This is a genomic window from Actinotalea sp. Marseille-Q4924, assembly GCF_916618755.1.
In the GTDB taxonomy this organism is placed as follows: domain Bacteria; phylum Actinomycetota; class Actinomycetes; order Actinomycetales; family Cellulomonadaceae; genus Actinotalea.
Genome location: NZ_CAKAKB010000006.1, coordinates 133,834 through 155,189, shown reverse-complemented (window position 1 = coordinate 155,189; position 21,356 = coordinate 133,834). Strand labels below are relative to the sequence as shown.

The following is a 21,356-nucleotide window of genomic DNA, read 5'->3' as shown; positions in this document are numbered from 1 at the left end:
ACCCGGTTGGCCCCGCGTGACGGAATCGTTACCACTTCGTCGCCCGGATGTGGCCGCAACTGCTTGCAGGACCCCCATGAAAGCGCTTGCATTGCCAGCGTGCCCGGGGAAGTGCACGTCACGGACCTCGGGTGGAACCGGGGCGGACATCCGCCCTACGACGACGTGGAGGTTCGTTGATGAGAAGCACGACGCGAGGTCGCGGCGCTGCCGCCGTGGCCGGCGGTCTCGGCCTGGCGCTGGTCCTGGCCGCCTGCACCGCCCCGCCGGAGGACGACGGCGGTGACGCCGGCGGTGGCGGCGACGGTGGCGGGGACGTCTCCGAGGAGTGCCAGGACTACGTCGACACGTACGGGGACCTGAGCGGCACCGAGGTCACGGTCTACACCTCGATCACCGCGCCCGAGGACGAGGCCCACATCCAGTCGTGGGTCCCCTTCGAGGAGTGCACCGGCGCCGACGTGATCTACGAGGGCTCGCGCGAGTTCGAGGCGCAGCTCCCCGTCCGTGTCCAGGCCGGCAACGCGCCTGACATCGCCTACGTCCCGCAGCCCGGTCTGCTGAACACCCTCGTGACGGACTTCCCCGACGCGGTGCAGCCGGTCGGCGAGCTCGCCGAGGCCAACGTCGACGAGTACTACTCCGAGGCGTGGAAGGGCTACGGCACGGTCGACGGCACGTTCTACGGCACCCCGCTGGGCGCCAACGTGAAGTCGTTCGTCTGGTACTCCCCCTCGATGTTCGAGGAGGCCGGCTACGAGATCCCCGAGACGTGGGACGACATGATCGCCCTGTCGGACGAGATCGTCGCCGCCGGCGGCACCCCCTGGTGCGCGGGCATCGGCTCCGGTGACGCCACCGGCTGGCCGGCCACGGACTGGGTCGAGGACGTCATGCTCCGCTCCGCGGGCCCGGACGTCTACGACCAGTGGGTCAACCACGAGATCCCCTTCAACGACCCCGCGGTCGCCGAGGCCATGGAGTACGTCGAGGGCATCCTCAAGAACCCGGAGTACGTCAACGCGGGCTTCGGTGACGTCAGCTCGATCGCGACCACCGAGTTCACCGACGCGGGCTACCCGATCCTGGACGGCGAGTGCTGGATGCACCGCCAGGCGTCCTTCTACCAGGCGCAGTGGCCGGTCTACCAGGAGGACGCGGTCGTGGCCGAGGACGGCGACGTCTTCGCCTTCTACCTGCCGCCGATCGACCCCGAGAACCAGCCAGTCCTCGGTGGCGGCGAGTTCGTGGTCACGTTCTCCGACCGTCCCGAGGTCCAGGCCTTCCAGGCGTACCTGGCCAGCCCGGAGTGGACCAACGCCAAGCTCGAGTCCTCGGGCCCGGGCTGGGTGTCGGCGAACAACTCGCAGGACACCTCCCTCTACGAGTCGCCGATCGACGCCCTGTCGGCCGAGCTGCTCGCGGACGAGAGCCGCACGTTCCGCTTCGACGGCTCGGACCTCATGCCCGGTGCCGTGGGCGCAGGCTCCTTCTGGGCCGAGATGACCGCGTGGCTCGCGACCGACAAGCCGACGCAGGACGTCCTCGACGCCATCGAGGCCTCCTGGCCGTGATGCTGGCGTGAACCGGCCGGGGCCTGCTCCACTAGGAGCGGGCCCCGGCTGGCACGTCGACGTCGACGTCCCGCGCCTCACCGGCCCGTGAGGCGCCGCACACGGAGGTGGCAGTGGACTTCTTCTCCAACATCGGCGCATGGTTCGAGTACCTGACTCGCGGCCTGCGCACCTGGCTCACGGACGCGTCGGACCCGGGGCACAAGCTCGCCCTCATGGTCGTCGCCGTCCTCCTGTTCGTCCTCGTCATGGGCGCGATCCTGCTCGCGGTCGACAGGATCAAGCGCATGCCGACCTGGGCGGTCACCGCGGCGTTCCTCGCCCCGACGCTCATCTTCCTGACGTTCGGCCTGCTGTACCCCGGTCTGCGGACGATGTACGCGTCGTTGTTCAACCGCAACGGCTCGGAGTTCATCGGCCTCGACAACTACGTCACGTCGTTCACCAACCCGGACCTGCAGATCGTCCTGCGCAACACCGCCCTGTGGGTGATCCTCGTCCCGCTGCTGTCGACGCTCTTCGGACTCATCTACGCCGTCCTCGTCGACAGGACCCGCTTCGAGCGCTTCGCCAAGACGCTGATGTTCCTGCCGATGTCCATCTCGCTCGTCGGCGCGTCGGTCATCTGGCGGTTCATGTACGAGTACCGGGCGCTCCTGCCGGACGCCGAGGGCAACCCGACGAACGAGCAGACCGGTCTGCTGAACCAGTTCCTCGTCTGGTTCGGGCTCGAGCCGCAGCAGTTCCTGCTCAACGCCCCGTGGAACAACCTGTTCCTCATCGCCGTCATGATCTGGATCCAGTCCGGCTTCGCGATGACGATCCTCTCCGCCGCCATCAAGGCGATCCCCGACGACATCGTCGAGGCCGCGCGCCTGGACGGTCTCACCGGCGTCAAGATGTTCCGGTACATCACCGTCCCGAGCATCCGCCCTGCGCTCGTCGTCGTCCTGACGACGATCGCCATGGCGACCCTGAAGGTCTTCGACATCGTCCGCACGATGACGGGTGGCAACTTCAACACCTCGGTCGTGGCCAACGAGTTCTACACGCAGAGCTTCCGCGCCGGTAACGCGGGCCTCGGGGCGGCGCTCGCCACGATCCTGTTCATCCTGGTCATCCCGCTGGTCGTCTACAACGTCCGGCAGATGCGACTCGCGGAGGAGATCCGATGACCACGACGCCACCGCCTCCTCAGGCGTTCCAGAAGTCCGAGGAAGGCGAGATCGACGGCGGCAAGGCGCCAGGCCTGGGCCGGCCGAAGGAGCGCAAGCTCTCGCGCACCGAGAAGCGTGCGATCGCGGTCAAGGGGAAGATCAGCTCCCCCTGGGCCTCCGGCATCGCGCTCATCATCGCGCTGCTGTGGACCGTCCCGACGTTCGGCCTCCTGGTCACGTCCTTCCGGCCCGCGAGCGACGTGCGGCAGACGGGCTGGTGGACCTCCCTCGCCAACCCCAACTTCACGATGGAGAACTACCAGGAGGTGCTGTTCGGGGGGGCGAGCTTCTCGAACTACATCATCAACTCGCTCGTCGTGACGATCCCCGCGGTGCTCATCCCGATCAGCCTCGCGCTGCTCGCGGCGTACGCCTTCGCGTGGATCGACTTCCGCGGCCGGGACGTGCTGTTCGTGGCCGTCTTCGCGCTCCAGATCATCCCGATCCAGATCACCCTGATCCCGCTGCTGACGCAGTACGTGGACTGGGGCCTCGCCGGGTCGTACTGGGTCGTGTGGCTCTCGCACACGATCTTCGCGCTGCCGCTCGCGGTGTTCCTCCTGCACAACTTCATGAAGGACATCCCGCCGTCCCTCATCGAGGCCGCCCGCGTCGACGGCGCGGGGCACGTGAAGATCTTCTTCCAGGTGCTCCTGCCCCTGCTCGTCCCGGCGATCGCCGCGTTCGCGATCTTCCAGTTCCTCTGGGTCTGGAACGACCTGCTCGTGGCCCTCGTCTTCGCCGGCGGCACCGCCGACGTCGCGCCGCTGACCGTCCGCCTCGCCGAGCTGGCGGGCAACCGTGGTGAGACGTGGCACCTGCTGTCCTCGGGTGCGTTCGTCACGATCGTCGTCCCGCTGGTCGTGTTCCTCGCGCTCCAGCGGTACTTCGTCCGCGGCCTGCTCGCCGGCTCCGTCAAGGGCTGACCCGCAGGACGCACGGCCACCTCGACGGCGCCCCCGGATCCACCGGTCCGGGGGCGCCGTCGTGTGTCCGATCTGCGTCCGATCCGCCACCCTGCGTCCGATCCGTACCTCTCGACTGGTGGATCGGACGCGAAGTGGCGGAGAGGACGGCGTGATGCGGCGGGAGGGGGGCGGGGCCGGCGTGACCTAGCCTGGCGCGGTGACCGCCGAGCCGCCGACGACGACGCCGGGCACGGCTCCCGGGCGAGCCCTCGCCCGCGTCCCCGCACCGGCGATCTTCGTCGTCTCCGGCCTCACCCAGTACCTGGGCGCCGCGCTCGCCGTCTCGCTGTTCGACCGGATCCCGGCCGCGGCGGTGGCGTGGTTGCGGGTCGTCGTCTCCGCCCTCGTCCTCGTCGCGCTGACGCGTCCGTGGCGCGTCGGCTGGACCCGCCGTCGCCTCGGCGCTGCCACCGCCTTCGGCGTGTGCCTGGCAGCCATGAACATCACCTTCTACGTCGCGATCGAGCACCTTCCGCTGGGGACCGCCGTGGCGATCGAGTTCCTCGGGCCCGTCGCGGTGGCCGCCGTCACGGGCTCGGGCTGGCGCGAGCGCTGGGGCATCGTGCTGGCCTTCGCGGGCGTCGTCCTGCTCGCGGGGGTGACTCTCGAGGTGGGCGGCCCGGGCGTCGTCGTCGGGCTCGTCGCGATCGGTCTGGCCGCCGCGTTCTGGGCGGGCTACATCGTGCTGGGGCGGCGCGTCGCCCTGGGCGGCGCGGGTGTGTCCGGGCTCGCGGTCGCGATGGCGGCCGGCGCACTCGCCACCGGGCCGTTCCTCGTCGCCCCGGCGGCCCCGGTCGTGACGTCGTGGTGGCTCGCGGGCGCCGTCGTCGGGGTGGCGGTGCTCTCCTCGGTCATCCCGTACGGGCTGGAGCAGGTGGTGATGAGACGGGTGGGGGCGGCCGTGTTCGCGATCCTGCTCGCGCTGCTCCCCGCCACGGCGACCGTGGTGGGCGCCGTGGTGCTGGGGCAGGTGCCGGGCCCCCTGGAGGTCGTCGGCCTGGTCCTCGTGTCCGGCGCGATCGCGCTGGCGTCGGCACGCCGGCGTCAGCCCGTGCCGGTGCCCGACCCCACGCCCTGAGGAGCGTCAGCTCACAGGTACTGGCCGGGGTGCCGCTCGTCCTGACGACGCGGCTCGCCGTCCTCGCCCGCCTGCCCCGGCGCCATCCCCATCGCGCCCGGCGGGATCGAGCCGGGCGGCAGGGCGCGGCGCATCTGCGCCAGCTGCGCCTGGGTCGACATCTGCTGCGCCACGAGCGCCGTCTGCAGGCCGTGGAAGAGGCCCTCCAGCCAGCCGACGAGCTGGGCCTGCGCGACCCGGAGCTCCGCGTCCGACGGGCTCTCGTCGTCGGAGAAGGGCAGGGTGATGCGCCGCAGCTCGGCGACGAGCTCGTCGGACAGGCCCTCCTCGAGCTCGTGCAGCGAGCGATCGTGCACCTCCGCCATGCGCGCGCGGGCCGCCTCGTCGAGCGGTGCGTTGCGCACCTCCTCGAGGAGCTGCTTGACCATCGTGCCGATGCGCATGACCTTCGCGGGCGAGCCGGTGAACATGGCCTCGGACGGCGAGCCGGGCCCGTCAGGGTCCTCGACCGTCACGGCGTCCTCGGGCTCCACCACGTCGTCGGCCTCGTCGGGGCGGGCGTCGGCGGGCTGCGGGCTGTCGGGGCTGGACGTCATCCGCCCATTCTGGTCGTCCCGACGTGCGACGTGCGAGGGCGAGCCGCTCACGGTCGCTCAGGGACCAGCACGACCTTGCCGAAGACGGTCCCCGCCCGCAGGAGCTCGTGCGCCCGGCCGGCCTCGGACAGCGGGACCCGCTCCGCCACCACAGGTCGCACGGCGCCCGTCGCCACGAGCGGCCAGAGGCCACGCGCGACGCCGGCGACGACGGCGGCCTTCTCGTCCGCGGGGCGCGACCGCAGCGTCGTGCCGAGCACCCGCGCGCGCTTCGCCAGGAGGAGGCCGAGGTCGAGCTCCGCGCGCCGGCCCTGCTGCAGCCCGATGACGGCCAGCCGGCCCCCCGTCGCAAGGACGTCGAGGTTGCGGCCCAGGTAGGCGGCCCCGACGACGTCCAGGACGACGTCGACGCCACGCCCCCTCGTCGCCCGGCGCGCCGCGTCGACGAAGTCCTCGGTGTGGTGGTCGACGACGACGTCGGCGCCCAGCTCACGGCAGCGCGCCGTCCGCTCGGGGCCGCCGGCCGTCGCCACGACGTGGACGCCCGACGCCTTGGCGGCCTGCACCGTGAAGGACCCGACGCCGCCCGAGCCGCCGTGGACGAGCAGCCACTCCCCGGCGCGCAGGCCCGCGCCGAGCTCCGGCGACCACAGGGTCGACCAGACGGTGCAGGCCGCCTCCGGCAGCGCCGCGGCGTCGACGAGGTCGAGGGCCGGCGGGACGGCGAGCACCTGCGCCGCCGGGACGACGACCTGCTCCGCGTAGCCCCCACCCGCCAGCAGCGCTGCGACCCGGTCGCCGACGACGACGCCGCCCACCCCGGCGCCGACGGCGGTCACGGTCCCCGAGACCTCCAGGCCCGGCCAGTCCGGTGCCCCGGCGGGGGCGGGGTAGCGGCCGGCGACCTGGAGCAGGTCCGCGTTGTTGACGCCGGCGCCCGCCACCTGGACGAGCACCTCACCGGGACCGGGGACCGGCGCCGCACGGTCGGCCAGGGCGAGGCGGCCCTCGCCGTCGTCGTCGATGATCGTGACGAACCTCATGACCGTGAGTCTCGCAGCCGGGTCGACGACCACCACCGGGGTCGGAAACCCGCGACCAGCAACTCCGTCACAATCCTCATGCCTGGGGGCTACCGGGCCGATGTGTTGTGGACGGCGAAGTCGCGTCCTGGCGCCGTCGTCGGCCGGCACCGCGCGCGGTGTGCGCACACCGCGCAGTGAAGGAGACACCATGCTTCGCAGGTTGGGCATCCGCGGGAAGCTCCTCGCGGCCCTGTCCGTGCCCGTCCTCGTCCTCTTCGCGCTCGCGGGGACGATCTCGATGCAGGCGGTCGAGGACGTGAGGGTGGCGCGCACGGTGACCGAGCTGCTGGGTGCGCTCGACCGCGCACGCGAGCTCACGGTGGCGTTGCAGGAGGAGCGCGCGGCGACGATCCCGCTCCTGCTCGCGGACGACGCCTCGCGGCTCGACGCACGAGGCGCCATGAACCAGTCGCGCGCCCAGGTCGACAAGGCCATCTCCGCGGCGGACACCGCGGCGAACAGCATCGACCTGGCCTCCCTGGACCCGGTCGTCGACCGTGCCGTCACCGGCCTGCGGGACCAGCTGGTCGCCCTGGACCAGCTCCGGCGTGCCGTGGACAGCGACGAGATGACCGTCCGCGCCGCCTTCACCGGCTACACGACGGTGGTCGAGCGCGTGACCGCGTTCCCGGAGGTCGTGGCGAACGCGCTGGACGACCGTCCCCTCGCGACCGTGATCACGGCGCAGACGGCGGCGATGCAGCTCGCGGAGGACTACCGCCAGGAGCAGGTCCTCGGCTCGGCGGTCCTCGCCGGCGCTCAGACCCAGACGGACGTCCAGGAGCTCCTGCGCCTGATCCCCGCCACGAACGTGCAGCAGGAGACGGTCACGCTCCTGGTGCAGCAGCTCCAGCTCGGCGACGACGTGCTCGTGCCGCCGCTGCGGGTCGGTCTGCAGAGCTACGGCAGCATCCGTGCCCTCCCGGTCTCGGGAGGCAACACCTTCTTCACCTTCATCACCCCGGACCAGTGGTTCGAGCTGGCGGGCAGCCAGGCGGCCGAGTACGACGCGCTGCTGGGCCAGCTCGACGCCGCCGGGCAGGTGCGGGCCGACGACGTCGAGGCGACGGCGTTCCGCACCGCTGCCCTCACCATCGCCCTGACCGTCCTCGCGGTCGTCATCTCCCTCGCGACCGCGCTGACCATCGCCCGGCAGATCGTCGAGCCGCTGCGACGCCTGACGCTCGCCGCGGGCCAGGTCCGTGACGAGCTGCCGCGCCTGGTCGAGCAGGTGTCCGTCCCCGGGCAGGGCCCGGACCTCGCGCTCGTCCGGATCCCGGTCGACTCCCGCGACGAGGTCGGCCGCCTGGCCGAGGCGTTCAACGAGGTCAACGCCACGACGATCCAGGTCGCCCAGGAGCAGGCCGCCCTGCGCGGCTCGATCGCGGAGATGTTCGTCAACGTCGCCCGCCGCGACCAGGTGCTCCTCAACCGCCAGCTGTCCTTCATCGACGCGCTCGAGCGCTCCGAGGAGGACCCGGCGACCCTCGCCGACCTCTTCCGTCTCGACCACCTCGCCACCCGGATGCGCCGCAACGCCGAGTCGCTCCTCGTCCTCGCGGGGATCGACACGGGGCGCCGGCTGCGCGAGCCGATCCCGGTGTCCGACGTCATCCGCACCGCGTCGTCGGAGATCGAGCACTACGAGCGCATCCACCTCGACCTGCCGGTCGACCCCTCCATGCTCGGCCACGTCGCCCTCCCGGCCGCGCACCTCCTCGCCGAGCTCCTCGAGAACGCGACGGTCTTCTCCGACCCCGGCACCCCCGTCCAGGTGTCGACGGGCATCGACGAGACGCACGTCGTCGTCACCGTCCTGGACCAGGGCCTCGGCATGACCGCCGCCGAGCTCGCCGAGGCGAACGCGAAGATCCGGACGACCTCCGCCAGCGACGTCGTCGGCGCGCAGCGTCTCGGCCTCTTCGTCGTGGGCCGCATCGCCGGTCGGCTCGGTGCGCAGGTCGAGCTGGGCCTCGGGCCGGACGGCACGGGGACGCTCGCCACCGTGCGCATCCCGGTGATCCTCTTCGTCGAGACGGCGTCGATCCCGCTCACCGCGCCGATCACCGCCGCCGAGCGGCCCAGCGAGAGCTTCGCCCCCGTGGAGGAGGCGGCCGTCGTCGTCCACGACACCGCCTTCGCCCCCGTGCCCGAGCACGTGCAGGACGTCAGCCCCGGCAGCCTCGGCTCGGCCGAGAACCCGGCCGAGGAGGTCGACCTCGCCTCGCTCACCGACGGCCGGACCGGTCACGGGCTGCCGCGCCGCCGCTCCCGCGGGGCGGACAGCGAGGCGCCCGCGCCCAGCACCGAGTACCGCGAGCAGGACGACGCCGCCGCCGCGCCGTCGATCCCGCTCGCCCCGCAGGCGGACGCCCTCGCCGGAGCGGCCACGCTGCCGACGGACGAGGGCTGGGCGCCGGCCGTCGTGGAGGCGCAGCCGCTCGTGGCGCGCCGCCGCGCCGACGACGACGAGGCTGCCGCGCCCGCACCGCTCCCGACGCGGGGCGACGCCCTGCCGGTCCGCGAGCCGGCCGCCACGACCGGGGAGCCGGTCGTGGGGGAGGCGGCGACGGAGCTGCCGACGCGGGCCCTGCCGACGCGTGCACCGGGCGGTGCCGGTCTGCCGAGCCGCACGCCGGTCGAGCTCGTGGCCGAGGCGACGCCCGCCGTGCCGGCAGGTCCGCCGGAGAGCCGCGCCGCCATGTTCTCCGGCTTCCGGTCCCGGCGTGCCGAGCTCGCCGCGGCCGCCGTCGACCAGCTGCCGGACCGCGACGACGAGCGTCCGGCCGGGGACGGTGCGGACCGCCTCGCCGCGGCCGCGGCGTTCTTCGGGCGCAACGGCGACGCGGTGGCGGACGAGCCCGAGCCGCTGGTGATCCCGGCCCTCGAGGACGACGACGAGTTCCCGCCGTCCCTGCTCGGCGCGGTCGAGGACCGCCCCGGTGGGCGCCACGCCTACCGGGACGACGAGCTGACCTGGCCGCCCGCGGTCGACGCGGTCGAGGACACGTGGGCCCCAGCCGACGACGCCGCCCCGGAGTGGACCGTGGACACCGGCTGGCAGCAGCCCGTCGCTCCCGCGCCCGCCGCCGAGCAGGACTGGGCCGCTCAGCAGCCCTGGACCCCGCCGCAGCAGGAGTGGGCCGCCCAGCAGGAGTGGGCGCCGCAGCAGGCCTGGACGCCCCCGCAGCAGGACTGGGCGGCGGCCGAGCCCGCCCCGACCGTCGACGAGCACCAGCACGCCGCGCCGGCCCCGTCGTGGGACGCGCAGCCCGTGGCGGCGTCGTGGGACGCGCAGCCTGCAGCGGCGACGTCGTCGTGGGAGGCCGGTGCTCCCGCCGCCGAGGACGGGGCCGCCGACGAGGCGCTCGAGGACGCGGCGTCGTCCGTGTCGCCGTGGTCGCCGGTCACCGGGCCGACACCGGTCGTCCCGGAGCCGGCCGACGCGCCGTGGACCGCCGTGGGCGACCGGGGTGACGAGGTCCTCGACCTCCTCACCGCTGACGCGCCCGCCGCCGCCGCCGCCGACGCCGACGCGACCGTGCTCGGTGCGGCAGCGCCCGCCGCGGCCGGCGGCGCAGCCGTGGCGGCCGGGGCCCCGCCGAAGCGCCGGTGGTGGCCGTTCGGTCGCGCCAAGAGCCGTACCGCACCGGCCCAGCCGGCGTTCGAGCCGGCCCTCGAGCCGGCCCTCGAGCCGGTCGGCACCGCACCGGAGCCGTCCGCCGAGGCACCCGCCTGGCCCGCGACCACGGACGACGTCCCGGCGCCCGTGGCACCCCCGCTCCGTTCGTCGGCGTGGGGTCCGTCGGAGGCCGGTGCGCACGCGCTGCCGCCGGTCGAGCCGGAGGCCCCCGCGGCGCCGTCGGCCACGCCGCGTCTCGGCGCGAGCGCGTTCTTCCCGGCCGTCCACGCGACGCGTGAGGCAGGTGACCTGCTCTTCCCGGAGGAGGTGCCCGCCGACCTCGGCGGCGCGCCGCTCGACGAGGCGGCGCACCAGGGTGGGCAGGACGTCGTGGGGGAGTGGGGTCTGCCGTCGCCGCGGCCGATGCCCCCGCAGCCTGAGCCCGCCGCCGAGCCCGCCGTCGCCCCGGCAGCCTTCGTCGCACCGGCGGAGTCGTGGGCGCCGGAGACGTGGGACGTGCCGGAGGAGCCGCAGTGGCGGCCCACCATGGCGCCGCCCGCCGCACCGGAGCCGGCGGCCGGTGGTGGCGGTGGTGGCCTCGGCCACCGGACGCCCGGAGCGACCCAGCAGTCGTTCACCCCCGCGCCGCTGCCCGCCTTCCAGCCCGCGACCTTCACCCCGGAGCCCACGGGCGTCTCGGGCTTCGACGCCGAGGTGAACTCGGCACTCGCGCAGCGGGCCGACCTCGCCCAGCAGGCGCTGGCCGAGCTGAGCCAGCTGTCGAGCTACCGGCCGCAGACGGTCGCTGGAGGTGCCGGGTCGCTCACGCGTCGGACGCCCTCCGCCGTGCCGGCGGCGCCGGAGATCACGACCCGGCCCGGGGTGCCGCGTCCGGAGCGGGACGCCAACCAGGTGCGATCGCTGCTGTCCAGCTTCCAGTCGGGCACCAGCCGCGGCCGCATGGCGGTCGACGGCACGCAGACCACCGGTACCGGGACCTCCGGCACCGGTCACGAGGAAGGTCCGTCCGAGCGCGAGCAGCTGGCCCCGGTACCGACGGACTCCGACCTGACCCAGCGGAGCACCTCATGGTGACCGCGACACTTCGCCGCCGACAGGCCGGCTACCTCGAGGAGGAGCAGTGACAGCGCTCAGCACGGAAGCCGCCAACTTCGGCTGGCTCCTGGACAACTTCGTCCGCACGGTCCCCGGCACGCTGCACACGCTCGTCGTGTCCGCCGACGGCCTGCTCATGGCGATGTCGGAGAACCTGGACCGCACCAGCGGGGACCAGCTCGCGGCGATCGTCGCCGGCATGTCGAGCCTGACCCGGGGCGCCGCCCGCCAGCTGCGCGCCGGTGACGTCCGGCAGGCGATCGTGGAGATGGACGAGCTGTTCGTCTTCCTCATGAGCGTCTCGAACGGGTCGGTGCTCGCGGTCGTCGCGGACTCCTCCTGCGACGTCGGCCTCATCGGCTACGAGATGGCGATGCTCGTCTCGCGCACGGAGAGCACGCTGACGCCGCAGCTCGTCACCGAGATGCGCGGCGCCCTGCCGGTCGACGGCGCGGTCCGGACCCCGGTGGTCTGAGCCGATGACGACCCAACCAGGCCCCGGGGCGGGGTGGCACGCCGACCCCGACGACGGGAGCGAGTACGAGGCGCGGACGGTGCGGCCCTACGCCGTCACCGGCGGTCGCGTCCGTGCCGCCAACTCCGACCTGCCCCTCGAGGCGCTGGTCGAGGTGCTCCCTGGCGCGGCGTCCTCCCACGGCCTGCCCCCGGAGAAGCGAGCGATCCTCCAGCACGCGGCCCACACGTTCGTGTCGGTCGCCGAGCTCTCGGCGCTCCTGCGCCTGCCCCTCGGCGTCGTCCGGGTCCTCGTGACGGACCTGTCCGACGCCCAGTACATCCGTGTCCACACGTCGACGCCCGTCAGCGTGCACACGGGCCAGTCCCCTGCCCTGTCCCTGAGCGTGCTGGAGAGTGTTCTCAATGGCATTTCAGCCCTCTGACACCGCGGTGTCGAACCGGTCCGACCGCACGACGGTCGGTGCGGGTGTCGCGCCCACGGTCGTCAAGATCGTCGTCGCCGGCGGCTTCGCCGTCGGGAAGACGACCTTCATCGGCTCGATCTCCGACATCGAGCCGCTCAACACCGAGGCGGCCATGACGGAGCACTCCGTCGGGGTCGACGACGCCGGCGGCGTCACCGACCGCAAGACGACCACGACGGTCGCGATGGACTTCGGTCGCATCGCGCTGCCGGGGTCGCTGTGGCTGTACCTCTTCGGCACGCCGGGCCAGGACCGCTTCCTCTTCATGTGGGACGACCTGGTCCGCGGCGCCATCGGTGCGGTCGTGCTCGTCGACACCGAGCGCCTGGACCAGTGCTTCCCGGCTGTCGACTACTTCGAGTCGCGGGGCATCCCGTTCGTCGTGGCGGTGAACTGCTTCGACGGCGTCGCCAAGCACCAGCTGGACGACGTCCGGGAGGCCCTGTCCGTCCCGGCGCACGTGCCGCTGATGTACACCGACGCGCGCAACCGCGCCGCGACCAAGCAGACGCTGATCTCGCTCGTGCAGCTCGCGATGCAGCGGCTCCGCGCGGGCGCGGCCTGAGGGTCTCGCACCGGCGCGGTCCGAGAGCACGGCGCGGGCGCCTGACCGCGTCCCCCGGTGCGCGCGGCGGCGCGGTCCCACCCGGACCGCGCCGCCGTCGTCGTGATCTAGGCTCCGCCGTGGAGGAGCGACCAGGGAGATGCTGACGTACGCGGACGGCTCGGCGTTGAGCCGGGTCCTTGCGGCCGACCCCGAGTCCGCCTCGTGGCTGCGCTGGTACGCCGTCCACGCCGACGACGTCGTGACGTCGCCCCTCGGTCTGACGGAGCTGCGACGGTCGGCGCTCGGCACGGACGCGGTCGCGCGCGCCACGGCGTACGAGCTGGCCGAGCAGGTCACCGTCGTGCGGTTCTTCGACCAGGCGTTCAGGCCGGCGTCGATGGCGTCGGCGGTCCTGGACCCGTTCCGGGCGATGCACCTCGGGATCGTCGTCGCGCACCCGGACATCGGGCGGCTCGCCACCTACGACCCGCTGCTGGCGCGCGTGGCGTCGATCTACGACGTGCGGGTCGTGACCCCCGGCCGGCCCGACGGCTGGTGGGACGGGTAGGGACGACGCACGGGTCACGGGCGGGCGGGTGGCAGCGGCCGACGGCGTGCTGCTCACCCTGGCAGAATGAGCGCCGCTCCACGGTCGCCCCGGCGCCGTGCGCGAGGAGGGCTGGCTGAGCGGCCGAAGGCGACGGTCTTGAAAACCGTTGTGCGGTGACCCCGCACCAAGGGTTCGAATCCCTTGCCCTCCGCAGGACCCGTCGGGGCCAGCCGCCACGTCGTCGACGGCCCGCCCCCGTGCGGCCGAGGGGCTCCCGCCGCCGGGCGGGAGCCCCTCGTGCACGCGCTGCGCGCGCGCCGTCGTCGGTCCGTCTCGGGGTGAGCCGTCAGGTCGTCTCGGCCCGGAAGGCGCCGTCCTCGTCCTGGTGGACGCACCACGTCCGCACGTCCTTGCCGTCCCCGGCGGTCTTCTGGTGGAAGCGCAGCGAGTCGTCGACCAGCGCGCCCTCACCGAGCAGCTCGTGGCGGCCGGTGGGGCCGTCGACGACGAGCCGCGCGGTCCCGTGGAAGTCCGCCATCGCCGTGGGCGGATGTCCGTCGGTCTCGACCACCGTGTAGGCCACGCCGGAGATGATCATCTCTGGTGTCGTGCTGGTCATGTGCGTTCCTGTCCGGATCGCGGCATGCGTGCCGCTGTACCCGCAGCGCGTCGGTGGACCGCTGCTCACCTCAGCATGCGCCCGCACCCGGGGGAAGTCACGCGGGGTCCGTCGGGCGTCCCGCCGTCGTCGAGACGCCCCTGGCCTCTGTGACCGGTCACAGGTACGGTGTGGCATCCGCCGGGTCGTTCTCCCCGGCCTTCGTCGGCAGGGGACTGGGAACGGTCACAGACGACCGCCCCGGCGCTCGCGGCGAGGGCGGCCCGCGCCCACCGACGACGGAGTTGGAGCTCATGAGGTCATCCACGGACCCCCACCGCCCCCGGCGCAGGACCGCACGGACCACCACGGCCACCCTCGGCGCGCTCGCCGTGGCCCTCGCCGGGGCGGTCCTGCCGGCGCAGGCCGCCACGCCGTCGGCCGCGCCGGCCGCCACCGCGCAGGACGAGACGTCGGTCTCGCTCGACCTGTCCGGCACCTGGCGCTTCACGCTCGGGGACGACCCGGCGTTCGCCGACCCGGCCTTCGACGACTCGGCCTGGACCGAGCTCCAGGTCCCCGAGGTCGACGGCGCGCCGCAGTTCGACGGCTACGACGGCTTCGGCTGGTACCGCCTGACGTTCGACCTGCCCGCCGGCGCGGAGGGGGCCAACCTCGTCGCCTCGATGGGCTTCCTCGACGACGTCGACGAGGCCTTCCTCAACGGCGAGCGCATCGGCGGGTCCGGCTCGATGCCGCCCAACGCCCAGAGCCAGTGGTTCGAGCGGCGCCTGTACCCCGTGCCCGCCGACGCGCCCGTCTTCGGCGGCACGAACACGCTGGCCGTGCGCGTCTACGACATGAGCGGCGGCGGCGGCTGGTACCAGGGCCCGGTCGGCCTGTTCTCCAAGGACGCGGTGCGCTCCGAGGTCTACGGCGTCGAGGGCCCGCTCGCGGACGCGGCCACCACGGCCTGGGCGACGGACCTCCTGGACCGGCAGGCCGCGGCGCTCGCCGCGGGTGACGTCGAGGCGTACCTCGCGACGCTGACCCCCGACTACGTCCACGACGGGCGTGACGTCGACCGGCGCGAGCGGGAGCTGCGCACGTGGCTCGAGCAGTCCGGTGGCAGCCTCACGCTGTCCGACACCGGGGTGGAGGTCGTCGAGGCCGCCGACGGCCGGCTCCTCGTCGACACGAACCGGACCATCACCGGCACCCGCGACGGCGCTCCGTACACGTTCGACGAGGCCGGTCAGGAGTTCCTGGTCCTGGACCGGGCGTCGCGCCTCGAGGCCGGCAACCGCTCGCGGTTCTTCCGCGACCACGTCGACTCGGCGCTCGAGGGGCAGCGGCGCGAGTACGCGACCTACCTGCCGCCGTCCTACTACGAGGACACCAACCGCGAGTACCCCGTCGTCTACCTGCTGCACGGGGTGAACGGCGGCAGCCGGGAGTGGGAGCCCCGGAACATGGACGAGCGCCTGGACGAGCTGTTCACGACCGGCGGGCTCGAGGAGTCCGTCGTGATCATGCCGGACGGGGAGTCGCTGTGGTACGTCGACCACCAGGACGGCGTGCCGTGGCGGAGCATGTTCCTCACGGAGATGCTGCCGCAGGTGGAGGCCGAGTACCGCACGTCGGAGGCGCGTGAGCTGCGCGGCCTCACCGGCATCTCCATGGGTGGCTTCGGCGCCTACTCCATCGGCCTGGCGAACCCGGACCTCTTCTCGTCGCTGGCCTCGCACATGGGTGCGCTCAACATCCCGCCGTCGCTGGTCGGCGTGCGTGAGGCGACGCCGACGGCGCCGCCGATCGCCGTCGCGGGCGCGATGACCCCCGAGCAGCTCGCGCGCCACACGTACTTCCTCGACGCGTGCGAGTTCGACGGCTTCCGGTTCGACGACGTCGTGCGTGGGTTCAGCGGGATCCTCACCGCCAAGGGCGTCGCCCACGAGGCCGTCGTCTACCCGGAGGGCATCCACAACGACGACTGCTGGCTGCCGCACGTCGACGACTCCTTCGGGCTGCACACCGCCCAGGTGCGGGCGGCGGTCGAGGCGGACACGACGGCGCCGACGGTGACCGCTGCCGTGGACGGCCGGACGGTCACGCTCACGGGTGAGGACGACCTGGCGCTCGCGGAGCTGGAGTTCGCGGTCAACCGCAACGACGGCACCTTCGAGCCGTACACCGGCCCTCTCGGGGTGCCGGACCGAGCCGCGACGATCCGCGTGCGGGCCGTCGACGTCGCCGGCAACGTCAGCGAGGTGCAGACCGTGAAGGTCCAGCCGTCGCGGGCACGAGGGCGCTGAGGCGCTGACCTCCTCCTCACGTCGGCGGGCGGGTGGTGCTCCGGCACCCCCGCCCGTCGGCGTACCGGGGCCAGGGACGCCCGGAGCGACCGGCCGCGCGCGGCCCGCCGGATTCGACAGGCGCATGATCGGCACCGGTGCCACAGTGACCGGATGACCACCTCGGCCCACGGGTCCGCGTCCCGCGCTGCCCAGCACCCCGCGTTCCGCAAGGGAGCCCGCCTCGGCTACGCCGCCAACGGGCTCGTCAACATCATCATCGGGTGGATCGCCCTGCAGCTGGCGGTCGGCGCGGCCTCGGGTGGCGGACAGGACGCGAGCGCGTCGGGAGCGCTCCGGACGCTCGCCGACCAGCCCTTCGGGCAGTTCCTGCTCTGGTTGGCCTTCGTCGGGTTCGTCCTCCTCGGCCTGTGGAACGTCGTCTCGGCCTTCCTCGGCGGGGAGACGAAGGACCGCGTCAAGGACGCCGCCAGGGGGGTCGTCTACCTCGTGCTCGCCGGCACGACCTTCGGCGTCGTCACCGGCTCGGGCGGCGGTGGCGACGCGAGCAGCACGACGGCGACCGTCATGCAGCAGCCGCTCGGTCGCATCCTCGTCGGCCTGGTCGGCCTCGGGATCGTGGGCGTGGGCCTCTACCAGGTGCACAAGGGCTGGACGAAGCGGTTCCTGCAGGACCTCCGCGAGCGGCCGCCGTCGTGGGTCGTCACGGCCGGGCGCGCCGGCTACGTGGCGCGGGGCGCGGCGTTCGTCGTCGTCGGCGGCCTGCTCGTGTCCGCCGCGGCAGCGAGCGACTCCGCGCAGGCGCAGGGCCTCGACGCCGCCCTGGAGGCGTTCCGTCAGGCGCCCTTCGGGCAGGTGGCCCTCGGGGCCGTGGCGATCGGCTTCGTCGCGTACGGGGTGTACTCCTTCGCCCGGGCGAAGTACGCGCGCCTCTGACGCCGGCACCACCCACCGGTCGCTCGCGTGGGTCACGGGGGCGCTGACTGGACCGACGGTCCCCGGGCACCGCCGTCGACCGTCGCTAGCCTGACCCGCGTGACGACCCGCGAGGACGACCTGGAACCGGTCGAGCTCATCCGCCAGTCCGGCACGATCCTGCGCATGGGCAAGGCGATGCTCGCCTCGGGCACCGGCTCCTACCGCGTCAAGACGGCGATGCAGCAGGTCGCGGCGGCGCTCGGGCTGGACCGTCACCAGGCGCACGTGACCCTGACGGAGATCACGGCGACGTCCCACCGCGGCCCCATCTTCCGCACCGAGGTCGCGGAGGTCCGGGCCATCGGCGTCAACGCGCACCGGCTCGAGCAGCTGACCCACCTGGCGAACGGCCTGCGGCCGGGCGCGACGGTCGAGCAGGTCAACGCCGAGCTGGACCGGATCGAACGGCTACGGCCGCTGTACCCGGCGATCCTCAACGCGCTGTTCGCCGCCGTCGCCTGCGGCGCCTTCGCGTTCCTCAACAACGGCGGGCCGGTCGAGGTGCTCGGCGTCTTCCTCGCCGCGGGGCTCGGGCAGGCCGTGCGGCGGTACTTCCTGCACCGCCACGTCAACCAGTTCGCCGTCACGGGGGTGGCCGCGGCGGTGTCGTGCCTCGTCTACCTGGGGTTCGTCGAGGCGCTCGACGCGCTCGCCGACGGCGCCGGCCGCGGCCACGAGGCGGGCTACATCTCCGCCGTGCTGTTCCTCGTCCCGGGGTTCGCGCTCGTCACCGGCGCGCTGGACCTGGCGAAGTTCGACTTCTCCGCGGGCGTCGCGCGGGAGGTCTACGCCCTCGTCGTGCTGCTCGCCGCCGGCATCTCGGTGTGGGCGGTGTCCTGGGTGACGGGGCTCGTCCCGGACCCGACGGCGGCGCTCGCCATCCCGGCCGCGCTCCAGGTCGTCCTGCGCCTGGTCGCCAGCTTCCTCGGCGTGCTGGGCTTCGCGCTGCTGTTCAACTCGCCGGTCCGCATGGCCATCGCCGCCGCGGGCATCGGGATGGTCGCGAACGTGCTGCGTCTGGAGCTGGCCGACCTCGGCATGGCGATGCAGGCGGCGACGATGATCGCGACGTTCGTCGTCGGCGCCCTCGCCGCGCTGGTGGCCCCGCGCATGCGGCTGCCCCGCATCACGCTCTCCGTCCCCGCCGTGGTGATCATGGTCCCGGGGGCGGCGGTCTACCGGACGTTCGTGAGCCTCAACAACGGCGACGCGGAGGTCGCGGTCACGGCCGGCGTGCAGGCGCTGTTCGTCGTCATCTCCATCGCCATCGGGCTCGCCGCGGCGCGCATCCTCACCGACCGCGCCTGGGGCTTCGAGCGGTAGCCGCGGGCCGCCGGGCGGCCGAGAGCGCGCACGGGCCGGCCGGCGCGCCACGGCGTCGGCGGGCGCGCGCGGCGCCTTTGCTCCGTGGTCGCGGCGCCGGGTACCCTGACCGACGCAAGGCCTGGAGACGTCGCATAGTCAGGTCTAGTGCGCGGCCCTGCTAAGGCCGTGAGGGGTGCAAGCTCCTCCGTGGGTTCAAATCCCACCGTCTCCGCCGCGTCACCGACAGCCCGGACCGTCACGGTCCGGGCTGTCGTGCTGTGGGCCGACGTCACCGTCGCGACTCCTCACCAGGCCGGGGGCGGCATGCCCCGCCTCTTCGGGCCGCAGGTGTGCCGGTACCCCGTGCACGGGCTCCCCGCGCCGTCGTCGTCGGTCGCGGCTACCGTGCCAACGTGAGCGCGCAGACCGACCTCCAGCCGGCCCACGTCGACGCGGCCGCCGACGCCCCGACGACCGCCGAGACGGGCCTCACCACCGTCCCCGTGGAGCTGCCGGGCGTCGCGCCTGCCGACCCGCCCACGGAGCTGCTGCCGGGGCGCCTCTGGCAGGGGGGCTGCCCGGTCGACTTCGACTGGGTGCGCGAGCAGGGCGTCTCGGTGGTCGTCGACATCGCCGACGCCGACACGCACCCGCCCGCCGGTGCCACCGACGGCCTCGCGTACGTCAAGGCGCCGCTCGTCGACGCCGAGGACGTCCCCGACCCCGCCTTCACGCAGCACCTGGCGCGGATGGTCGCCGGTCTCATCGCGCAGGGGCGGACGGTCCTCGTGCACTGCACGTTCGGGCGGAACCGGTCGGGGCTGGTCGCGTCGCTGGTCGTGCGGGAGGTCCTCGGTGTCACCGGCGCCGAGGCGGTCGCGCACGTCCAGGCGCACCGCGCGGGCACCGTCAACAACGAGACCTTCGCCGCGTGGCTCCGCTCGCTGCCGGCGCCGCGCTGACCCGCCCGGCTGTCCGCCTGCACACCCGGGAAGACCCGTTGCGCAGGGTGGCACCGATCCTCCCCGGTGATGCCGTCGCCCGCCGCCGTCAGAGCGGTGTGCGCCACTCGCTGACGGTCGTGGGCAGCCAGTCAAGCGGGCGGCCGTGGCGCCGGTCGTCCCAGAGCCGGAACGCCACGCCGCCGAGCCGCCCGATGCGGTCGAGCACCGCGAAACCGTCCCACCCCCGCACGTCGGCGCCGTACGCCCGGCAGAAGCCGAGGTAGGCGACGTCGTCGAGCTCGCCGGTGACGTGCCGGCGCGCGGCGCTGAAGAGGTCGTACTCCCGCGGGCCCCGCGCGACGAAGTCGATGTCGATGAGCACCGGCCCGTCCGCCGTGCGCAGGACGTTGAGCGGCGACACGTCGCCGTGCAGCACACCGGGGGCGAGGAACGGCCGGAGGTCGGCGACCGCGTCGAGCAGCGCGCGCCGGGCGTCCAGCAGCACGCGGGCGTCGTCGTCGGCCAAGCCGTCGACCTGGGTGACGAGGCGTCGCAGCGGGTCCCACGCGGCGACGTCCGCGTCGGCGTGGTCGTCGTGGAAGCGGCGCAGCAGGGCCCCGGTCTCGGTCCAGTCCACCGGTCGCACGGGCGCCCGCCACGGGGACACGAGCACGACGCCCGACGAGGTCACGACCGGACCGCCCGTCGGCAGCAGCGCCGTCGTCGAGCCGGCCAGCCCGGTGACGATGCGCCCGAGGTGCGCCGGGTCCGTGCCCGGCGGGTAGACCTTCACCGCGTGGTCGCCCAGCCGCAGCACGACCGTCGTGAGGTCGCTGACGACGACGACGGCGTCCGTGGCCGGCAGGTAGGGCATGGCCAGTCGCGCCTCGGCCAGGGCGTCCAGGGCGTCGGCGAGGTGCCAGCCGGCCGTCGGCAGCGGCAGGACCTCCACGCGGTCACCGAGGAGGCGGTGCTCGAGGGCCTCCGCGGACGGCGCGACGACGGCGCCCAGGGCCTCGTCGGGCGGCGTGACGGGTGCGGCGGCCGCGCGCGGCGGCGTCGTCGGCGGCGCGGGCGGGGTCAGGGCGACCGGGGCGGCGGGCCCGGGCAGAGGGAGGGGGAGGTCGAGCGACACGGGAGCTCCGGCGGAGGACGGCCACCACGCGACGTCCTCGGCGATGGCGCCGTGACCGGGTTGGAGGGCAGGAGCGTACGACACCCGGAGGCCCGCTGGCGTTCACCCGTTGGAGGGACACGGTTCTGGCGGCCGACCCGGATTGGGTCCAGCCTCGGGGGCCATGTATCCTCGTCTGCGGCCCTCCGGGGCCCTGCGCCCGTAGCTCAACGGATAGAGCATCTGACTACGGATCAGAAGGTTGGGGGTTCGAGTCCCTCCGGGCGCGCACGTGACGAGAGGCCCTGACCTGCGGCGAGAGCCGGGTCAGGGCCTTCGTCGTCCAGCATCCCTCGTCCTGGCCGGACCGCGGGCTACGGTCGGCCGGTGACGACCGCCCCCGAACCACCACGGCCGTCCGCGACCAGGGCCGGCGCGCCGGTGCCCCTGCGCTCGCGGGTGTCCGCCGCCCTCGCACCCGTCGCGATGATCGGCGGCTGGACCGTCGCCGCCGGGCTCCAGCCGGGCGCCTTCGACTCGGTGCGGGAGACCATCAGCGCGCTCGCAGCCGCTCCGGCGGCGTACCCGGCGGTGATGACGGCCGGGCTGGCCGTGACCGGTGTGTGCCACCTGGTCACGGCGAGCGGGCTGCGTGACGTCCCGCGCCCCGGTCGGCTGCTCCTGGCCCTGGGTGGCGTGGCGACGGCCGCCGTGGCCGCTACCCCGGTCACGTCCTTCCCCCAGGCGCACGGCGCCGCGGCGGGTGTGGGGTTCGTCGCGCTGAGCATCTGGCCGGCGTTCGCGTGGC

Annotated in this window: 17 protein-coding genes, 3 tRNA genes and 1 pseudogene; 17 read left to right on the top strand and 4 right to left on the bottom strand. The window is 73.8% G+C overall.

Features of this window, described 5'->3' with window-relative positions:
- Positions 1-179: 179 nt before the first annotated feature.
- From LG379_RS15825 to LG379_RS15810, 4 genes are all read left to right on the top strand, one after another.
- Positions 180-1,574 carry an ABC transporter substrate-binding protein gene (locus LG379_RS15825; RefSeq protein WP_225755558.1) on the top strand — a complete coding sequence of 465 codons (1,395 nt, stop codon included), beginning with the start codon at positions 180-182 and terminating at the stop codon, positions 1,572-1,574.
- A gap of 215 nt (positions 1,575-1,789) precedes the next feature.
- Positions 1,790-2,749, top strand: a complete 960-nt coding sequence (locus tag LG379_RS15820; RefSeq protein ID WP_225755753.1) for a carbohydrate ABC transporter permease — start codon at positions 1,790-1,792, stop codon at positions 2,747-2,749.
- Complete coding sequence (locus tag LG379_RS15815; protein WP_225755557.1) at positions 2,746-3,717, top strand: carbohydrate ABC transporter permease; 972 nt, start codon at positions 2,746-2,748, stop codon at positions 3,715-3,717. Before LG379_RS15820 ends, LG379_RS15815 begins: the two co-directional genes overlap by 4 nt.
- Before the next feature lie 199 nt (positions 3,718-3,916).
- The gene (locus tag LG379_RS15810) at positions 3,917-4,837 is read left to right on the top strand and encodes a DMT family transporter (RefSeq protein ID WP_225755556.1); all 921 of its coding nucleotides are present in this window, start codon (positions 3,917-3,919) and stop codon (positions 4,835-4,837) included.
- A gap of 11 nt (positions 4,838-4,848) precedes the next feature.
- Here LG379_RS15810 and LG379_RS15805 read toward each other — a convergent pair whose 3' ends face one another.
- Both LG379_RS15805 and LG379_RS15800 read right to left on the bottom strand, forming a co-directional pair.
- Positions 4,849-5,433: a bacterial proteasome activator family protein gene (locus tag LG379_RS15805; RefSeq protein WP_225755555.1), complete on the bottom strand. Its 585-nt coding sequence runs from the start codon at positions 5,431-5,433 to the stop codon at positions 4,849-4,851.
- A gap of 47 nt (positions 5,434-5,480) precedes the next feature.
- On the bottom strand, positions 5,481-6,476 hold the full coding sequence (locus LG379_RS15800; protein WP_225755554.1) for an NAD(P)H-quinone oxidoreductase: 996 nt from the start codon (positions 6,474-6,476) through the stop codon (positions 5,481-5,483).
- A gap of 190 nt (positions 6,477-6,666) precedes the next feature.
- On the opposite strand from LG379_RS15800, the gene LG379_RS15795 reads away from it, so the two are divergent.
- The 6 genes from LG379_RS15795 (at position 6,667) to LG379_RS15770 (ending at position 13,505) form a co-directional block, all read left to right on the top strand.
- A complete protein-coding gene (locus tag LG379_RS15795) occupies positions 6,667-11,235 on the top strand; it encodes a nitrate- and nitrite sensing domain-containing protein (RefSeq protein WP_225755553.1) in 4,569 nt (1,522 codons plus the stop codon).
- A 46-nt stretch (positions 11,236-11,281) separates the two neighbouring features.
- Positions 11,282-11,731 carry a roadblock/LC7 domain-containing protein gene (locus LG379_RS15790; RefSeq protein ID WP_225755552.1) on the top strand — a complete coding sequence of 150 codons (450 nt, stop codon included), beginning with the start codon at positions 11,282-11,284 and terminating at the stop codon, positions 11,729-11,731.
- 4 nt (positions 11,732-11,735) lie between these two features.
- Positions 11,736-12,155, top strand: coding sequence for a DUF742 domain-containing protein (locus tag LG379_RS15785; RefSeq protein ID WP_225755551.1), 420 nt, complete (start codon positions 11,736-11,738; stop codon positions 12,153-12,155).
- On the top strand, positions 12,136-12,762 hold the full coding sequence (locus LG379_RS15780) for an ATP/GTP-binding protein (protein ID WP_225755550.1): 627 nt from the start codon (positions 12,136-12,138) through the stop codon (positions 12,760-12,762). Before LG379_RS15785 ends, LG379_RS15780 begins: the two co-directional genes overlap by 20 nt.
- Before the next feature lie 139 nt (positions 12,763-12,901).
- Positions 12,902-13,312, top strand: a complete 411-nt coding sequence (locus LG379_RS15775; RefSeq protein WP_225755549.1) for a PIN domain-containing protein — start codon at positions 12,902-12,904, stop codon at positions 13,310-13,312.
- A gap of 105 nt (positions 13,313-13,417) precedes the next feature.
- Positions 13,418-13,505 (top strand) — tRNA-Ser (locus LG379_RS15770).
- Positions 13,506-13,640: 135 nt separating this feature from the next.
- Here LG379_RS15770 and LG379_RS15765 read toward each other — a convergent pair.
- A complete protein-coding gene (locus LG379_RS15765; protein WP_225755548.1) occupies positions 13,641-13,913 on the bottom strand; it encodes a hypothetical protein in 273 nt (90 codons plus the stop codon).
- Positions 13,914-14,206: 293 nt separating this feature from the next.
- On the opposite strand from LG379_RS15765, the gene LG379_RS15760 reads away from it, so the two are divergent.
- The 5 genes from LG379_RS15760 to LG379_RS15740 all read left to right on the top strand — a co-directional run bounded on the left by LG379_RS15760 (position 14,207) and on the right by LG379_RS15740 (position 19,452).
- Positions 14,207-16,207, top strand: coding sequence for an esterase family protein (locus LG379_RS15760; RefSeq protein ID WP_225755547.1), 2,001 nt, complete (start codon positions 14,207-14,209; stop codon positions 16,205-16,207).
- 153 nt (positions 16,208-16,360) lie between these two features.
- Entirely contained in the window at positions 16,361-17,143 is a 783-nt protein-coding gene (locus LG379_RS15755; protein ID WP_225755546.1) for a DUF1206 domain-containing protein, read from the top strand.
- A 99-nt stretch (positions 17,144-17,242) separates the two neighbouring features.
- A complete protein-coding gene (locus LG379_RS15750) occupies positions 17,243-18,508 on the top strand; it encodes a threonine/serine exporter ThrE family protein (RefSeq protein ID WP_225755545.1) in 1,266 nt (421 codons plus the stop codon).
- Between the two features lie 123 nt (positions 18,509-18,631).
- Positions 18,632-18,722 (top strand) — tRNA-Ser (locus LG379_RS15745).
- A gap of 181 nt (positions 18,723-18,903) precedes the next feature.
- A complete protein-coding gene (locus tag LG379_RS15740; RefSeq protein ID WP_225755544.1) occupies positions 18,904-19,452 on the top strand; it encodes a dual specificity protein phosphatase family protein in 549 nt (182 codons plus the stop codon).
- Positions 19,453-19,540: 88 nt separating this feature from the next.
- On the opposite strand, the gene LG379_RS15735 is transcribed toward LG379_RS15740, so the two are convergent.
- Positions 19,541-20,569, bottom strand: coding sequence for an aminoglycoside phosphotransferase family protein (locus tag LG379_RS15735; protein WP_225755543.1), 1,029 nt, complete (start codon positions 20,567-20,569; stop codon positions 19,541-19,543).
- Between the two features lie 195 nt (positions 20,570-20,764).
- Here LG379_RS15735 and LG379_RS15730 point away from each other — a divergent pair.
- Both LG379_RS15730 and LG379_RS17105 read left to right on the top strand, forming a co-directional pair.
- Positions 20,765-20,837, top strand: a tRNA-Arg gene (locus LG379_RS15730).
- A gap of 197 nt (positions 20,838-21,034) precedes the next feature.
- Positions 21,035-21,295 (top strand): annotated as a pseudogene (locus LG379_RS17105) (DUF998 domain-containing protein); the annotation flags it as partial.
- Positions 21,296-21,356: the final 61 nt, after the last annotated feature.

What these genes read in the sequence shown, in the direction of transcription:
- LG379_RS15775 (WP_225755549.1), top strand. Translation starts at nt 12,902, where the DNA reads ATGCTGACGTACGCGGACGGCTCGGCGTTGAGCCGGGTCCTTGCGGCC.
- LG379_RS15785 (WP_225755551.1), top strand. Translation starts at nt 11,736, where the DNA reads ATGACGACCCAACCAGGCCCCGGGGCGGGGTGGCACGCCGACCCCGAC.
- LG379_RS15765 (WP_225755548.1), bottom strand. Translation starts at nt 13,913, where the DNA reads ATGACCAGCACGACACCAGAGATGATCATCTCCGGCGTGGCCTACACG.
- LG379_RS15800 (WP_225755554.1), bottom strand. Translation starts at nt 6,476, where the DNA reads ATGAGGTTCGTCACGATCATCGACGACGACGGCGAGGGCCGCCTCGCC.
- LG379_RS15760 (WP_225755547.1), top strand. Translation starts at nt 14,207, where the DNA reads ATGAGGTCATCCACGGACCCCCACCGCCCCCGGCGCAGGACCGCACGG.
- LG379_RS15780 (WP_225755550.1), top strand. Translation starts at nt 12,136, where the DNA reads ATGGCATTTCAGCCCTCTGACACCGCGGTGTCGAACCGGTCCGACCGC.
- LG379_RS15805 (WP_225755555.1), bottom strand. Translation starts at nt 5,433, where the DNA reads ATGACGTCCAGCCCCGACAGCCCGCAGCCCGCCGACGCCCGCCCCGAC.
- LG379_RS15815 (WP_225755557.1), top strand. Translation starts at nt 2,746, where the DNA reads ATGACCACGACGCCACCGCCTCCTCAGGCGTTCCAGAAGTCCGAGGAA.
- LG379_RS15755 (WP_225755546.1), top strand. Translation starts at nt 16,361, where the DNA reads ATGACCACCTCGGCCCACGGGTCCGCGTCCCGCGCTGCCCAGCACCCC.
- LG379_RS15795 (WP_225755553.1), top strand. Translation starts at nt 6,667, where the DNA reads ATGCTTCGCAGGTTGGGCATCCGCGGGAAGCTCCTCGCGGCCCTGTCC.
- LG379_RS15820 (WP_225755753.1), top strand. Translation starts at nt 1,790, where the DNA reads ATGGTCGTCGCCGTCCTCCTGTTCGTCCTCGTCATGGGCGCGATCCTG.
- LG379_RS15825 (WP_225755558.1), top strand. Translation starts at nt 180, where the DNA reads ATGAGAAGCACGACGCGAGGTCGCGGCGCTGCCGCCGTGGCCGGCGGT.